Annotated in this window: 13 protein-coding genes and 1 tRNA gene; 4 read left to right on the top strand and 10 right to left on the bottom strand. The window is 72.2% G+C overall.

The window, feature by feature from the left end:
• Window positions 1-153: 153 nt before the first annotated feature.
• Window positions 154-813: a hypothetical protein gene (locus ACIQMX_RS26230; RefSeq protein WP_219574102.1), complete on the bottom strand. Its 660-nt coding sequence runs from the start codon at window positions 811-813 to the stop codon at window positions 154-156.
• 47 nt (window positions 814-860) lie between these two features.
• Here ACIQMX_RS26230 and ACIQMX_RS26225 point away from each other — a divergent pair, with 47 nt between their 5' ends.
• The gene (locus ACIQMX_RS26225; RefSeq protein WP_363074041.1) at window positions 861-1049 is read left to right on the top strand and encodes a DUF5703 family protein; all 189 of its coding nucleotides are present in this window, start codon (window positions 861-863) and stop codon (window positions 1047-1049) included.
• Window positions 1050-1109: 60 nt separating this feature from the next.
• On the opposite strand, the gene ACIQMX_RS26220 is transcribed toward ACIQMX_RS26225, so the two are convergent.
• The 3 genes from ACIQMX_RS26220 to ACIQMX_RS26210 form a co-directional block, all read right to left on the bottom strand.
• Window positions 1110-1886 carry a chaplin gene (locus ACIQMX_RS26220; protein ID WP_402481625.1) on the bottom strand — a complete coding sequence of 259 codons (777 nt, stop codon included), beginning with the start codon at window positions 1884-1886 and terminating at the stop codon, window positions 1110-1112.
• A gap of 138 nt (window positions 1887-2024) precedes the next feature.
• A complete protein-coding gene (gene chpH, locus ACIQMX_RS26215) occupies window positions 2025-2258 on the bottom strand; it encodes a chaplin ChpH (RefSeq protein ID WP_123528131.1) in 234 nt (77 codons plus the stop codon).
• Window positions 2259-2408: 150 nt separating this feature from the next.
• Window positions 2409-3743, bottom strand: coding sequence for a M20/M25/M40 family metallo-hydrolase (locus ACIQMX_RS26210; protein WP_363074037.1), 1335 nt, complete (start codon window positions 3741-3743; stop codon window positions 2409-2411).
• 183 nt (window positions 3744-3926) lie between these two features.
• Between ACIQMX_RS26210 and ACIQMX_RS26205 the strand changes: the two genes are divergently transcribed.
• Window positions 3927-4011, top strand: a tRNA-Leu gene (locus ACIQMX_RS26205).
• 281 nt (window positions 4012-4292) lie between these two features.
• Window positions 4293-7184: a glycoside hydrolase family 2 TIM barrel-domain containing protein gene (locus ACIQMX_RS26200; RefSeq protein ID WP_402481621.1), complete on the top strand. Its 2892-nt coding sequence runs from the start codon at window positions 4293-4295 to the stop codon at window positions 7182-7184.
• 48 nt (window positions 7185-7232) lie between these two features.
• Here the strand turns inward: ACIQMX_RS26200 and ACIQMX_RS26195 are convergent, their stop codons facing one another.
• A complete protein-coding gene (locus ACIQMX_RS26195; protein ID WP_363074033.1) occupies window positions 7233-8279 on the bottom strand; it encodes a rhamnogalacturonan acetylesterase in 1047 nt (348 codons plus the stop codon).
• Between the two features lie 215 nt (window positions 8280-8494).
• Between ACIQMX_RS26195 and ACIQMX_RS26190 the strand changes: the two genes are divergently transcribed.
• The gene (locus tag ACIQMX_RS26190) at window positions 8495-9430 is read left to right on the top strand and encodes a pseudouridine synthase (protein WP_363074031.1); all 936 of its coding nucleotides are present in this window, start codon (window positions 8495-8497) and stop codon (window positions 9428-9430) included.
• A gap of 15 nt (window positions 9431-9445) precedes the next feature.
• Here the strand turns inward: ACIQMX_RS26190 and ACIQMX_RS26185 are convergent, their stop codons facing one another.
• From ACIQMX_RS26185 to ACIQMX_RS26165, 5 genes are all read right to left on the bottom strand, one after another.
• On the bottom strand, window positions 9446-10075 hold the full coding sequence (locus ACIQMX_RS26185; protein WP_402481617.1) for an MBL fold metallo-hydrolase: 630 nt from the start codon (window positions 10073-10075) through the stop codon (window positions 9446-9448).
• Complete coding sequence (locus ACIQMX_RS26180; RefSeq protein ID WP_363074027.1) at window positions 10075-11160, bottom strand: S-(hydroxymethyl)mycothiol dehydrogenase; 1086 nt, start codon at window positions 11158-11160, stop codon at window positions 10075-10077. The genes ACIQMX_RS26185 and ACIQMX_RS26180 overlap by 1 nt, the downstream gene beginning before the upstream one ends.
• Window positions 11091-11972 (bottom strand): hypothetical protein, encoded by an 882-nt coding sequence (locus ACIQMX_RS26175; RefSeq protein ID WP_402481615.1) that lies wholly within the window; start codon window positions 11970-11972, stop codon window positions 11091-11093. Before ACIQMX_RS26175 ends, ACIQMX_RS26180 begins: the two co-directional genes overlap by 70 nt.
• A 142-nt stretch (window positions 11973-12114) precedes the next feature.
• Window positions 12115-13758, bottom strand: coding sequence for an amidohydrolase (locus tag ACIQMX_RS26170; RefSeq protein WP_363074023.1), 1644 nt, complete (start codon window positions 13756-13758; stop codon window positions 12115-12117).
• Window positions 13759-13810: 52 nt separating this feature from the next.
• Window positions 13811-15352 carry an APC family permease gene (locus ACIQMX_RS26165; RefSeq protein WP_363074021.1) on the bottom strand — a complete coding sequence of 514 codons (1542 nt, stop codon included), beginning with the start codon at window positions 15350-15352 and terminating at the stop codon, window positions 13811-13813.
• Window positions 15353-15400 lie beyond the last annotated feature (48 nt).

The raw sequence follows: 15400 nt of genomic DNA, 5'->3' as shown, positions 1-15400 counted from the left end.
GGGGGGACAGGGGGGGTGGCGGCCGCCGGGGCCCGGGTGCCGCACGCCGGGTGCGGGAAGCCGGGTGCGGCACGCCGCCCGGGGGGCCGCCCGGGCGGGTGCCGCGCCGGCCCGGCCCCTCGGCCGTCATCCGTCAGGTGCGAGGGGAAGGGATCAGGTCCTGTCCCGCGTCAGGCCGTCCAGCTCCTCGTCCAGATCGTCCTCGTCGAAGACCGCGCTGACGTCGAAGCGGCAGACCACCAGCTCCGGGTCCGCGTCGTCGAACGGAGCGCCGAGCCACTCGCCCGGCTCCGGCAGCTCGTCGGCGGCGGCGACCCAGAGCGTGGAGTCGCCCTCCTCCAGACCGAACTCCGTGTGCCGGGAGGCGATCTCGTCCGCCTCGTACTCCCCGAAGAGCACCCCCAGTGCCGCGTGGACACTGCTGCCGACCACGGCCGCGCTGTCGCTGCCGCGGTCCTCGGGGTCCACGTCGGCGAGACGCTGCGCCTGCGCGAGCAGCCGCTGCGGCTCCACCACCGCGTAGTCGCGGCGGATCAGCACGCTGACGGCGTTCGGTTCCTCGGGACCGCTGTACGGCGGCAGGGAGTCCTCCACCCCCGGAATCTCGAACGGGGTGACCTCGTCATGGCGGTCGTAGAGGAGTTCGTCGTAGACCTCGGCCGCAGCGGCCAGTGCGTTGAACGCGTCGTAGACAGCGGGGTCGTCGTCCCCGGACCGGCGTTCGACCGCCGCGAGGTGGTGGTCGATCGCGGCTTTGACCGCATCGGCGGCGGCGCGTACCTCGGCAGCGGTGGGCTGCGCAGCATCAGACATAGGGCAGACGCTATCCGTACACGGGCTCTGCCCGCACAATAGATGCGATGCCGGAATACGAATTTGTCGATGTGTACGTGCCGCGCGGGATGTCCCGGACGGAGACGGCCCGCCTGTTGACCGACCATGCCGAGTACGGGCACTGGGAGTTGGACCGGCTGACGCTGCGCCTGGACGGCAGTCGCCGGGTGCGGCTGCGGCGGCGGATCATCCGCCAGATCCGGGCCACTTGGTGAGACGGAAGGGGCCCCGCGTCGCCGCGGGGCCCCTTCCCTTCGCCGTGCCGACCGCTGCCGTCAGGCAGCGGCCTTGGCGCGGCGGTACAGCACCGTGCCCGCACCGGCCAGCAGCAGCCCCGCGCTCGCCGGGACGAGCAGGTCGAGCCCGCCCCCGCCGGTGTGCGCGAGCTGCGGCGTGCTCGCCGGCAGGGTCTGCGGTTCGGGCGCGTTCGGGATGGTGCGCGGTCCGGGCGTCGGCGGTGTCACATGGGTGACGGGCGTCTCCGGGACGACCGGCGGCGGCGTGCTGTCGTTCTCGCACGTGTTGCCCAGGGCGGGGTTCAGCAGGCCACCGATGGTGACGCTGTTCCCGCAGGCGTTCACGGGGATGTCGATGGGCACCTGGATCTGGTTCCCCGAGAGCAGACCGGGCGAGCCCTGCGCGGTCCCCTCGGCGGTGGCCCCGCCCCCGTTCTCACTGCCGGCGGCCCGGTGCTTCCCGGTACCCGCCCGCACCCCCTCACCACGGTCGCCGGACGCCCGGCCGTTGTCCGAGGCGTGGCTGCCCGAGGCCCCCGCGGTCGAGCCGTGACGGCCGGCGGCCGCACCGTCCGAACCGTTCGCACAGGCATTGCCCGCCGCCGGGTTGAGCAGACCCACGACGCTCACGGAGTTGCCGCAGACGTTGACCGGCACCTCGACCGGGATCTGTACCGAATTCCCTGAAAGCACCCCCGGGGAATTCGATGCACCGCCGGCCGCTCCCGCGTCGGCGTGTGCGTAACCGCCACTGAGCGCGAGCACGCCGCCCGCAGCCGCCATGGTGATCAGGCCTTTACGCGTGACCTGTCGCATAGGTTGTTTCCTGCCTTCTACCTTCCGGAATACCCCCGGACTTGACCGTGCGGAGGCAAAGGACCCGACGGCCCCGGAGCACATGGCGTGCGCTCCGGGGCCGAGCGGGCTCAAACCCTTACGGGTTGACGCACAACGTCAGGCGTTGACGCAGGTGTTGCCGAAGGCCGGGTTCAGCAGCCCGATCACGGAGATCGTGTTGCCGCACACGTTCACGGGAACGTGGACGGGAACCTGGACGACGTTGCCCGAGAGCACGCCGGGGCTGCCGATGGCGGCACCCTGGGCGCCCGAGTCGGCGACGGCCATGCCGGCACCCGCGAGAACCAGACCACCGGTGACAGCCGCAGCGGCGACGATCTTCTTGATCATTATTCCTCCTAGTTGGCAAGTGCGGTCCCAGCCGCGGACCGCACCACCTGTAACGAGGAAGAAGTAATCGGGCTACGAGCGATCCGCCCCTTTCACTCGTTCCGGTTAGATACGCACAAGCTGGCGATTATGGCGCCGGGTATCGACTTTTCAGCTGTTGTCGATGAAACGGTCGAGTACCCGTGCGCCGAACTTCAGGCCCTCGACCGGCACGCGCTCGTCCACACCGTGGAACATGCCGGCGAAGTCGAGCTCGGGCGGGAGCTTCAGCGGAGCGAATCCGAAGCACCGGATGCCCAGGTCGTCGAAGGACTTGGCGTCGGTGCCGCCGGAGAGCATGTACGGGACCGCGCGGGCGATCGGGTCCTCGGCCTTGAGCGCGATCTGCATCGCGTCCACGAGCGAGCCGTCGAAGTCGGTCTCCAGCGCCTTGTCCCCGTGCACGTCCTCGCGCTTGACGCGCGGGCCGAGGATCCGGTCCAGGTCGGCCAGGAACTCCTGCTCGTACCCCGGCAGGAAGCGGCCGTCGACGTGAGCGGTCGCCTGTCCCGGGATCACGTTCACCTTGTAGCCCGCGCCGAGCATGGTGGGCGCCGCCGAGTTGCGCAGCGTCGCGCCGACCATCTTGGCGATGCCGCCCAGCTTGGCGAGCGTGGCGTCCATGTCCTCGGGGTCGAGCGGGGTGCCGAGCGCGTCGGACAGCTCGTCCAGGAAGGAGCGCACGGTCTTGGTCACCCGGACCGGCCACTTGTGCCGCCCCAGCCGCCCGACCGCCTCGCACAGCTCGGTGATCGCGTTGTCGTCATTGGTCATCGAACCGTGGCCGGCCGTGCCGTCCACGGTCAGCCGCATCCAGTGCATGCCCTTCTGCGCGGTCTCGACGAGGTAGAGCCGCAGGTTCTCGTTGACCGTGAAGGAGAAGCCGCCGACCTCCCCGATGGCCTCGGTGACGCCCTCGAACAGGTCCGGGTGCTTGTCGACGAGATACCGGGCCCCGTACGTACCGCCCGCCTCCTCGTCCGCGAGGAAGGCGAGCACGATGTCGCGCGGGGGCTTGCGGCCGCTGCGCATCCGGTCGCGCACGACCGCCAGGGTCATCGCGTCCATGTCCTTCATGTCGACCGCGCCCCGGCCCCACACGCAGCCGTCCGCGATCTCTCCCGAGAAGGGGTGGTGCGTCCAGTCGTGCGCGTTGGCCGGGACGACGTCGGTGTGGCCGTGGATCAGCAGCGCCGGCTTGGACGGGTCCTCACCCTCGATCCGCGCCACCGTGGAGGCGCGGCCCTTGTGGGACTCGAAGATCTGCGGCTCGAGCCCGACCTCGGCGAGCTTCTCCGCGACGTACTCGGCGGCCAGCCGCTCGCCCGGTCCCGAGTGATCCCCGTAGTTGCTGGTGTCGATCCGGATCAGGTCACGACAGAGGTCGACGACCTCGTTCTCGGCGCTCTCACCCGAGCCGGTCCTGGCCGCTTTGGTCTCACTCACGCTGGTTCCCTCCGCTGTCGCTGTGGTGCTCCCCCTCATCCTCCCGCGCCCGGTCCTCCCGCCCAAGGCCGCCCACCCCACGTCACACGCCCGTCACACCGCCGGGGGCGTGACGGAGCACCCTCCAGTGTTTGCTATTGTTTTCCTCGTCGGAACGGGCCGGGCCCGCGAGACAGACACCTAGTCCGGGTGGCGGAATGGCAGACGCGCTAGCTTGAGGTGCTAGTGCCCTTTATCGGGCGTGGGGGTTCAAGTCCCCCCTCGGACACAGAACGAAGTGCCGATCAGGAGAGATCCTGGTCGGCACTTCGCGTTTTCCCCGCCCGGAAACCAACACCCCGCCCTGTCGTCCCGGACCCGCTTCCGGCGGCCGGGAGCGGGTCCGTGGTGAACGCCGACTCGCACCGGCGGGGCCGGTTCCCCGGACCGGATCACCGGCGGCGCGGGCGGCGCGGGCGGCTCCATCCTCCGCGACACCACCCCTTGTTGAAACGGTTCATTCGTAGTTACCGTCACTCCGGAGAAGGGTGTTCCCGAGCGAGGAGAAGCATGAGCCGCACCGAAACCGACACGCTGCCCTGGTACGAGGACCCGCGCCCGGGTTCCGGCGGGCTCGCGCCGCGGTCCTGGTACGCGACGTCCGATGCCTGGCGGATGTCCCTGAACGGCGAGTGGGCGTTCCGGCTCTCGCCCACGGCCGCCGCCGAGGACGAGTCCTTCGCCCGGCCGGGGTTCGACGCCTCGGCGTGGGGAACGGTCGCGGTGCCCGGTCACTGGGTGCTCCAGGGCGCCGGCGGCGCTCCCGCGTACACGAACGTCGTCTACCCCTTCCCCGTCGATCCGCCCCGGGTGCCGTCCGAGAACCCGACGGGCGACCATCTGCGGACGTTCACGCTGCCCGCGGACCGGCCGCGGGACGGCGCGTTCGTGCTCCGGTTCGATGGGGTGGAGTCCTGCGCCCGGGTGTGGCTCAACGGTCGGGAACTGGGCGACTTCAAGGGGTCCCGGCTGCCGCACGAGTTCGCCGTCGGCGATCTGCTGGACCCCGGCGAGAACGTCCTCGCGGTACGGGTGCACGCCTGGTCGTCGGGCAGCTACCTGGAGGACCAGGACCAGTGGTGGCTGCCGGGCATCTTCCGTGAGGTGACTCTGCTGCACCGCCCGGACGGCGCGCCCCGGGACTTCTTCGTGCACGCGGGCTACGACCACCGGGAGGGCTCCGGGACGCTGCGGGTGGAGTGCGAGGGGGCCGAGGGCCGGGTCCTGGTGCCCGAACTGGGTGTCGACATCGCCACGGGCGGGTCCGTGACGCTGCCGGTCGAGCCGTGGACCGCCGAGACGCCCCGGCTGTACGACGCGGAGCTGGTCACGGCCGGTGAGCGGACGCCCCTGCGGATCGGTTTCCGTACGGTCGCCGTCGAGGACGGCGTCATCAAGGCCAACGGCAGGCGGCTGCTGTTCCGCGGGGTGAACCGGCACGAGTTCCACCCGGAGACGGGCCGGGCCGTCGACGCGCGGACGATGCGGCACGACCTGGTGCTGATGAAGCAGCACAACATCAACGCCGTGCGGACCAGCCACTATCCGCCGCATCCCGCGTTCCTGGATCTCTGCGACGAGTTGGGCCTCTGGGTGATCGACGAGTGCGATCTGGAGACACATGGCTTTGTCGACCTGGAGTGGCGGGGCAATCCGGTCGACGACGCGCGGTGGACCCCCGCGCTGCTCGACCGGGCGGCCCGCATGGTCGAGCGCGACAAGAACCACGCCTGCGTCATCATCTGGTCACTGGGCAACGAGTGCGGTTCGGGCAGCGGCCTGACGGCCATGGCCGAGTGGATCAGGGGGCGGGACCCGGAGCGGCTGGTGCACTACGAGGGCGACCTCTCCTGCAAGGACGTCGATCTGTATGCGCGGATGTATCCGACGCACGCCGAGGTCGAACTCATCGGCAAGCGGGCGGAGGAGCCCTGGGGCGACGCGGAACTCGACGCCCGGCGGCGGGCGATGCCCTTCATCATGTGCGAGTACGGGCACGCCATGGGCAATGGTCCGGGCGGCCTGAGCGAGTACCAGCGGCTCTTCGAGCGGTACGAGCGCTGCCAGGGCGGTTTCGTCTGGGAGTGGATCGACCACGGCTTCGCCCACCCCGAGCACGGCTTCGCCTACGGCGGGGACTTCGGCGAGGAGCTGCACGACGGCAACTTCGTCTGCGACGGCCTCCTCTTCCCCGACCGCACGCCCTCACCCGGACTCGTCGAGTACAAGAAGGTCATCGAGCCGGTGCGGATCGGCCCGGGCTCCGCACCCGGTACGTTCACGGTCACCAACGGCTACGACTTCACGGGACTGGAGCACCTCGACTTCCTCTGGGCGCACGAGGTGGACGGCACGGTCGTGGCCTCGGGCACCCTGGCGGTGCCGGAACTGGCACCGGGCGCCTCGGCGGAGGTGGCGCCGGACACCGTTTCGGCGGGCGACGGCCTGTGGACCGTGCGGGCGGTGCTCGCCGCGGACACCGCGTGGGGCGAGCGCGGGCACGTGGTGGCGTGGGGCCAGGTGGAGACGGGTGCGCGGGCCGTCCCGGCTCCGGCGGCCGGCGAACGCCCGGTGCGCTCCGGTGGCGTGATCACCCTCGGGCCCGGCGTGTTCGACGCGGCAACCGGGGTACCGGTGCGCATCGGGGACGTGGCGGTGGAGGGACTGCGACTGGACGTGTGGCGGGCACCCACCGACAACGACAACGGGGCGGCCTGGCAGCCGGACGAGCGGTACGGGCTGCGCTGGCGGGAGCTGGGGCTGCACCGGATGCGGCACCGCGTCGACGCGGTGGAGACGGACGGGGACGCGCTGACGGTGCGGACCCGGGTGGCCCCGGCGGGCTGGGACCTGGGGCTGCGGACCACCTACCGGTGGACGGCCGCCGGGGGCCGGCTCGGGCTGACGGTGTCCGTGGCGCCGGAGGGCGACTGGCGGGTGCCGCTGCCCCGGCTCGGCATCCGGTTCGCGCTGCCCGCGGCGTACGGCGGCGCGCGCTGGTCCGGCGGCGGTCCGGGTGAGGCGTACCCGGACACACGGGCTGCCGCGATGCTCGGGATGTGGGAGAGCACGGTGGACGCGCTCCAGACCCCGTACGTCCGGCCCCAGGAGAACGGTGCCCGGGCCGACGTCCGCTGGGCGGAGCTCACGGACACCGGCGGTGCGGGGCTGCGGGCGGAGGGCGGCACGCCGTTCTGGTTCACCGCGCGGCGCTGGACGAGCGAGCAGCTGGACGCGGCCGCGCATGCGCCGGACCTGGTGGGCGGGGACCGCGTCTGGGTCAACCTGGACCACGCCGTGCAGGGCATCGGCTCGCAGTCGTGCGGACCGGGCGTGCTGCCGGAGCACCGGCTCGACGCGGAGCCGGCGGAGTTCTCGTTCGTGTTCGCGCCTTTGGCCTGAGCCCGCTCCCTGCCCTGCCCCGGCTCCGGGGCAGGGCAGGGGTCCGGGTCAGCGGAACAGCCGGCCCGGCAGCAGCCGCTGGTCGCGCAGCGCGTCGCGGACCATGGCCGCGTACTCCGTGGCGCCGCGCTCCGAGGTATGTGTGTTGTCGCGCTTCTCGTCGGTGAGGTACAGCGCCTTGGAGGCGTCGGGGCCGAGTTCCTCGACCCGTTGCCTGGTGAGCGCGGTCAGGTCGACGAGCGGGACGTCGTGCTCGGCGGCCAGCAGGCGGATCTGCGCGGGCAGGTCGACCCCGAGGCCGTTGACCAGGAGCGCGGTGCCGTTGTCCAGCGTGCCGTCGGTGTTGAACCAGCGGCGGACGATCGGGGTGACCAGCACGGGCCGGCCGCCTGCGGCGCGGATCGCCCCGATCATCGTGGTGAGGTTGGCGCGGTAGTCCGCCTCGGTCGTCTGCTTGTCGTTGTGGGCGAGCTGGATGAGCACGGTGTCGCCCCGGCCGATCAGCGGGCGGACCGTCGGGAAGAGCTGGGGCTGGTCGAGATACGTCTGCGAGCTCTCGCCGGAGTCGGCGTAGTTGGCGACGGACACGCCGGCCCGGAGGTACTGCGGGAGCTCCTGGCCCCAGCCGGTGTAGGGGCTGCCGAGCTGGTCGCAGACGGTCGAGTCACCGATCAGGAAGAGCTGCGGGGTCCGCGGCGCCGGAGCCACGTGCAGGCCCGCCAGGAGCGGGGCCGGGCCGCCGAAGGCGAGGTCGAGGCCGGGGCTGCCGCTGGCCCCGGTGGGTTCGCCCTCGGGCTCACGCACGTTGACCGTGAACGTCCGGACCACCTGACGTCCGGCCGCGGTCGGCGTCTCACCGAGTACGGTGCGCCGCGTCTCGGCGGTGACCGTCGTACGGCCCTCGGCGGCCCCGCCGATGCGCGCGGTGACGCGGTAGGTGCCGGGGGCCACGTCGAAGTGGCAGATCACCGGGGCGGATCCGGTACAGCCGGCGGGGGCGGACGCCGCCGGCTGGGCGACGGCGGGTGTGGCGAGGGCGGCCACGGCGGCGACGGCGGTCAGCAGGGCGGGCGCGGTTCTGCGCACAGCGGGCATGGCGGGGCTCCTTCGAGGATGCGGGTGCGGGTGCGGTAGCGGCAGCCGTGCCGCATCGCAAGCGCTTTCTACCCCCGCGCACCCCGCTTTGAATCCTTTCAGTTTAGGGAAGTTGCCTGCGTTCTCCCATCCTCGCCCTCAGCAGTGAGGCCCTCGCCGCTGTGGAAGGATGCCCGCATCATGAGAACCAGCACCAAGGCGTCCGGCGGGCCCCGGTGAGAGGGCGCGCGAAGCCTCCGCAGTCGCCGCTGCCCCAGCGCGACGGGGTCGATCCGGTACGGGTGCGGCTCCCGGAGGATCCGGACGGCCGGTGGCCGACGGTCCGGGATCATCTGCTGGCGCGGTTCGCCGACGCGATCGGCGCGGAGCGGGTCGACGCCATGCTGGCCGGGGGCCGGTTCGTCTCCGTACGGGGCGCGGTGACCGGGCACGAGCCGTACACGGCGGGCCGGTACCTCTGGTTCCACCGGGACTTCGCGCCGGAGGAGCCCGTGCCCTTCCCTGTCGGCGTGGTGTACCGGGACGAACACCTGGTCATCGCGGACAAGCCGCACTTCCTGGCGACGACTCCGCGCGGCCGGCACATCACGGAGACCGCGGTGGCCCGGCTCCGCCGCGAGCTGGCCCTGCCGCTGCTCCAGCCCGCGCACCGGCTGGACCGGCTGACCGCGGGGCTCGTCCTCCTCGTCGTACGGCCGGAGGAACGGGGCGCGTACCAGACGCTGTTCCGGGACCGCCGCGTACGCAAGGAGTACGAGGCGGTGGCGGCGTACGACCCCGGGCTGTCCCTCCCCCGCACCGTGCGCAGCCGCATCGTGAAGGAGCGCGGGGTGATCGCCGCCCGCGAGGAGGCCGGCGAGCCGAACAGTGAGAGCCGGATCGAACTGCTGGAACACCGGGACGGACTCGGCCGTTACCGGCTGCTGCCCGCGACCGGACGCACACATCAGCTGCGGGTCCATATGAACAGCCTCGGGCTGCCGCTCGTCCACGACCCCGTCTACCCGGTGGTCGAGGCGGAGGGCGCTCCCGACGACTTCTCGCACCCGCTCCAGCTCCTGGCAGGAGTACTGGAGTTCACCGATCCGGTCACGGGAGAGCCGCATCGCTTCGAGAGCGGGTTGCGGCTCTCCGCGTGGCCGGAGGGATGAGCCGGGTGCCGGGCCTCAGTGGCCGCGGGCGATCCACTCGTCCAGGTGCGGGGCCTCCGCGCCGATGGTCGTGGAGTCCCCGTGTCCGGTGCGGACGGCGGTCGCCGGGTCCAGGGCGAGCAGCCGGTCCCGGATCGAGGCGACGATCGTCGGGAAGTGCGAGAAGGAACGTCCGGTGGCACCGGGTCCGCCCTGGAAGAGCGTGTCGCCGGTGAAGACGGTGGACAGCTCGGGGGCGTACAGGCAGACGGCGCCCGGAGCGTGACCCGGGGTGTGCATGACGGTCAGGGTCGTACCCGCGACCTCGATCTCCTGGCCGTCGGCCAGTTCGCCGTCCGGGGCCCGGTCCGGGTGGGTCTGCTTCCACAGCGGCAGGTCGTCGGGGTGGAGCAGGACCGGTGCGCCGGTGGCGGCGGCGAGTGCCGGGGCCGCGTCGATGTGATCGTTGTGCGCGTGGGTGCAGATGATGGCGCGCAGCGTACGTCCGCCGAGTGCGGCCTCGATGGCGGCGGCGGCGTGGGCGGCGTCGATGACGACCGCCTCGGTGTCGTCGCCGACGATCCAGACGTTGTTGTCGACGTCCCATTCCCCGCCGTCGAGGGCGAAGGTGCCGGAGGTGACGAGGTGGTCGATGCGGGCGGTCATCAGAAGACCACCACCGAGCGCAGGACGTCGCCGTCGTGCATCCGGGCGAAGGCCTGCTCGATGTCGCCGAGGCCGATGGTCTCGGTGACGAACGCGCCGAGGTCGATCCGGCCCTGCTGGTGCAGGTCGACGAGCATCGGGAAGTCGCGCGAGGGCAGGCAGTCGCCGTACCAGGACGACTTGAGCGAGCCGCCGCGGCCGAACACGTCCAGGAGCGGGAGTTCGAGCTGCATCTCCGGCGTGGGCACGCCGACCAGGACGACGGTGCCGGCGAGGTCGCGGGCGTAGAAGGCCTGCTTGTACGTCTCCGGGCGGCCGACCGCCTCGATGACGACGTCGGCGCCGTTGCCGCCGGTGAGCGCGCGGATGGCCTCGACCGGGTCGTCGGCGCGGGAGTTGACGGTGTGCGTGGCACCCATCTTCTTCGCCGTCTCCAGCTTGCGGTCGTCGATGTCCACGGCGATGATCTTCGCCGCGCCGGCCAGCCGCGCGCCGGCGATCGCCGCGTCGCCGACCCCGCCGCAGCCGATGACGGCGACCGAGTCGCCGCGGCCGACCTGGCCGGTGTTGATGGCGGCGCCGATGCCCGCCATCACGCCGCAGCCGAGGAGCCCGGCGACGGCCGGGGAGACCTCGGGGTCGACCTTGGTGCACTGGCCGGCGGCGACGAGCGTCTTCTCGGCGAAGGCGCCGATACCGAGAGCCGGGGACAGCTCGGTGCCGTCCAGCAGGGTCATCTTCTGCTTCGCGTTGTGCGTGTCGAAGCAGTACCACGGGCGTCCGCGCAGACAGGCACGGCACTGCCCGCACACGGCACGCCAGTTGAGGACGACGAAGTCGCCCGGGGCGACGTCGGTGACGCCGTCGCCCACGGACTCCACGACGCCCGCGGCCTCGTGGCCGAGGAGGAAGGGGAACTCGTCGTTGATGCCGCCCTGCTTGTAGTGCAGATCGGTGTGGCAGACGCCGCACGCCTGGATCTTCACCACGGCCTCACCGGGGCCGGGGTCCGGAATCACGATCGTCTCGACCCGTACCGGCTCGTTCTTTCCCGGTGCGATGACCCCTTGTACGTGCTGCGCCATTCCCGTGGTCTCCCTTGTGCGGCTTTCCCTGAGATCGATTCACGACTTTTCCCGAGATCGATCACGAACAACCGTACGCGGTGCGAGGAGGCCGCGGGAGCGCGCCGCGAGGGCAGCGCCCGGCCGCCCAGGCCGGCATCCACCACGGTCCGTGCGGCCCGGAGCAGACCGGCCGGATCAGGGCCGTCGGGTTCGGGGGTCGTCGGCCCAGCGCTCAGTGCCAGTTCGGCGATGTCCCGGACGCGCGGATCGGAATGGGCCGCGAACCGCTGGAGCCGAGCCCTCTCCTCGGCGTCGAGCCGGCTTTCGCGGTCCCAGCTGTCCACCTCCGCGTGCCACCCGACACCCCGCACCACCTCGCTCAGCACGTCCGGGTCCCGTTCCCGGTCTGCGTGGGCCCGGAGCAGGCCGGCCGCCCACTGCTGAGCCTCCTTGTCATGCAGGTCCCTGATCACGTCGGCGCCGAAGCCCCACAGGACCTCGGCGGCGAACTTCCGAAGACGGGGATCGGGTGCCGCCAGGGCGGCGGCGGCCTCGTTGCGGGAGAGCGGATCCACGCGCCGCTCCAGCAGTTGCCGGACAAGGAACGGGCCCGACTCGTCCGGGTCGGCGAACGCGAGGGCGCGCGCGGCGAGTTCGGCGAAGGACGCCCGTATCCCGAAGGCCGGCTCCAGCATGCCGACCGCCACGGTGTGCCACGTCGAGACGGCGGACTGCCGGTCGCGAGCGCGGGCCACGTCCAGTGCGGTCCTGCCGAGATCATCCGCGTCGAGTTCCTCCGACGCTTCCCGGCCCTGCCTTTGACGCCCCATCCCCGCACCCCTTGATCGCGTTGACCGCGCTCAATCCTCACACGCGGAGCAGGCGGGTCGCGGTGGCGAGGGCCGGGGCCGCGCAGGGGCCCCGGCCGGTGCGGTATGCCCCTCGGGCCGCGCGCGAAGGGCATACCGGGCATCAGTCCCCGTACACGCGGCGGCCGCCCACGTACGTCGCCAGGACCCGCGCCCCGGCGATCTCCTCGGGCGGCGCGGCATAGGGGTCGCGGTCAAGGACCACCAGGTCGGCCAGGGCACCGGCCCGGATGCTGCCGGTGTCGTCCAGGTGGTTCACGTACGCCGAGCCCGCCGTGTACGCGGCCAGCGCGTCGGTCAGCGAGATGCGCTGCTCCGGGAGGAAGGCCCTGCCGTTGTCGCCGCCGGGCACGACGCGGTTGACGGCCGTGTGGATGCCGTGCAGCGGATCGGCGCTGCTGACGGGCCAGTCCGAGCCCGCGGCCACGGTGGCACCGGAGCGCAGCAGTGCGGCGAACGGGTACTGGAGCGCGGCCCGTTCGCGGCCGAGGAAGGGGATGGTCAGCTCGTCCATCTGGGGTTCGTGGGCGGCCCAGAGCGGCTGGATGTTGGCGGTGGCGCCGAGCGCGCGGAAGCGGGGGATGTCGTCGGGGTGGACGATCTGGAGGTGGGCGAGGTGGGGGCGGGTGTCGGTGCGGCCGTTGGCGGCACGGGCGGCCTCGACGGCGTCCAGGGCCTCGCGCACCGCCCGGTCGCCCAGCGCGTGGAAGTGGGTCTGGAAGCCGAGGGCGTCCAGCTCGGTGACGTACCGGCGCAGGTCGAGGGGGTCGACGAAGCTGGTGCCGCTGTTGGCGGTGGCGCAGCCGCAGGCGTCGAGGTACGGGGAGAGCAGGGCGGCGGTGCCGGTCTCGGCGACCCCGTCCTGCATGATCTTCACCGATCCGGCGCGGAAGTTCCGGCCGGTCAGCGCCTCGCGCCTGGCGACGAGTCCGGGGATCTGTTCGCTTCCGTGCTCGCGGTCCCACCACAGGGCTCCGGTGACGCGGGCGGTGAGCGAGCCGTCCCGGTCCGCGGTGAGGTAGGCGTCGGCCACGTCGTCCATCGAGCCGTAGGTGCCGACGATGGCGTCCTGCCAGGCGGTGATGCCGTACGCGTGGAGCAGGCGCTGGGCCCGCAGGAGGCCGGCGAGCCGGTCGGCGGCGGTGGACCGGGGCGCGTGACGGGCGACCAGGTCCATGGCGCCCTCCTGGAGGAGTCCGGTGGGTTCGCCGCGCTCGTCGCGTTCGATGCGGCCGTCGGCCGGGTCGGGGGTGCGGGCGGTGATTCCGGCGAGGTCGAGGGCCCTGCTGTTGGCCCAGGCGCCGTGGTGGTCGCGGTTGACCAGGCAGGCGGGACGGTCGGGCACGGCGGTGTCGAGCTGCTGGCGGGTGGGGGCGCCGCCCTCGAACGCGTCCATCGACCAGCCGCCGCCGGTGATCCAGGCGCGTTCCGGGTTCGCGTCGGCGTAGGCCCGTACGGCGGCGATGGTGGCGGTGGCGTCGCCGGCGCCGGTGAGGTCGCACTGCGCGAGTTCCTGCCCGGCGGTGACCGGGTGGACGTGGGCGTCCTGGAAGCCGGGGAGCAGGAGGCGTCCGGCGAGGTCGACCACCTCGGTGCGCGGGCCGATGAGTTCGCGTACCTCGTCGTGACCGACCGCGGTGATCCGGCCGGCGGTGACGGCGACGGTGGTGGCGCGGGTGCGGGCGGCGTCGGTGGTGTGGACGGGGCCGCCGGTGAAGACGAGATCGGCGGGGGTGGTGCGGGGCATGAGCTGTTCCGTTCGTTGTGCGGGGCGGGGCGGAAGCGGGCGGTGGGGTGGCTCAGGCGGGTCCGGCCGCCGTCTCCCGGGCGGCCTCCGGGGCCGGGGGCCGGACCGGGTCCGGTTCGGGGGCGACGGACCGGCCGGTGACGAAGTACGGGGACTTCCTGGCCCACTTGGCCCAGGCCGCGGCGGCGAAGCCGGTCACGAGGATGACGGCGGGGCACAGGAGCATGAACCAGCCGTTGTCGGGGCTGACCTCGAAGTGGTCGGCGGAGGTGGCGAAGGTCCAGCAGAGGTATCCGCCGAGCGCGAGCAGGACGAGGGCGCTGGTCACGGGGAGCACCACCGCCCGCACCGCCAGGGACCGGCTCTGCCGGAACGAGCCGCGGAAGCGCGAGGCGGCGGCCAGCGCGGTGAGGGCGTAGTAGATCGAGACGACGACGCCGATCGCGTTCACGGACGCCAGGATGAGGTCGCCGACCTTCGGGATGGCGAGCGAGAGCACGGCGATGGCTGCGGCGATGCAGCCGACCGCGACGGTCCCGGCGGCGGGTGTTCCGTACCGCGGGCTGACCTTGGTCCACAGGGGGCCGAGTGTGCGGTCGCGCCCCATGGCGAACATGCCGCGCACCGTCGGGATCACCCCGGACTGCAGGGAGGCGACGGCGGAGAGGGTGAGGGCGGTCAACGGGAGGGCTGCGAGCGGCTGGTCGGCCAGCTGGTTGCCGAAGTAGGTGAGGCCCTGGGCGCCGTGGGCGGTCAGCTCGTCGAGCGACAGGACGCGCTGGAAGGCGAAGGAGCCGAGCAGGAACAGGCCGAGCATCGTGAAGAGCGTGATGAGCCCGGCCTTGGAGGCGTCCTGCGGGTCCCGGATCTCCTCGGTGACGCTGAAGGTGGACTCGAATCCCCAGAAGCAGAAGACGGACAGCAGCAGTCCCTGGGCGAGCTGCTCGAAGGAGGGAATGGTGAACGGGTTGAGCCAGTCGAGGCTGAAGGGCTGCGAGCCGGCGAACAGGCCGTATCCGCAGAAGCCGAGCAGGACGGCGTACTCGAAGACCAGGAGGTACTTCTGGAACGTGGCGGCCGACCGGAGTCCGGTGACCGCGGTGAAGGTGACGGCGACGAGGACGACGATGCCGAGCGCGGTCGACTGGGCGGTGGAGTCCGGGTCGAGGCGGAGCCCGGCCGGCTCGCGCAGTCCGGCCTCGACGGCGAGCTGGAGCAGGGCCGAACCGGTGACCGTCGTGGTGTACGCGAGGAACACGATGGTGGAGACGATGCCGATCCAGCCGACGAGGAAGCCGAGCCAGGGGCTGAGCGAGCGGCCGGCCCAGACATAGCCGCTGCCCATGTTCGGCTCGACCCGGTTGAGCCGGGAGTAGGCGCTCGCGATGCCCAGGATCGGCAGGAAGGCGAGCAGCATGATGATCGGGAGGTGCAGCCCGACGGCGGTGGCGGTGACGCCGAGTCCGATACCGATGCTCGTGGTGGCCGCGGTCGACGAGGCCGCGATGGCGAACCCGTCGAGCACGCCGAGGCTCTTGCGCAGGGCTGCGGGTGGCTGTGCCGGTCCGGCTGGTTCCTCGCGGTAGGACGTCACGGTCGCTCCTTCACCGAGGGGCGCGTGTTCGGCCCCGATGGCGGCACA

The organism is Streptomyces sp. NPDC091416, assembly GCF_044756845.1.
In the GTDB taxonomy this organism is placed as follows: domain Bacteria; phylum Actinomycetota; class Actinomycetes; order Streptomycetales; family Streptomycetaceae; genus Streptomyces.
The sequence above is the reverse complement of the archived record's forward strand: the minus strand, read 5'-3'. Positions and strand labels throughout refer to the sequence as shown.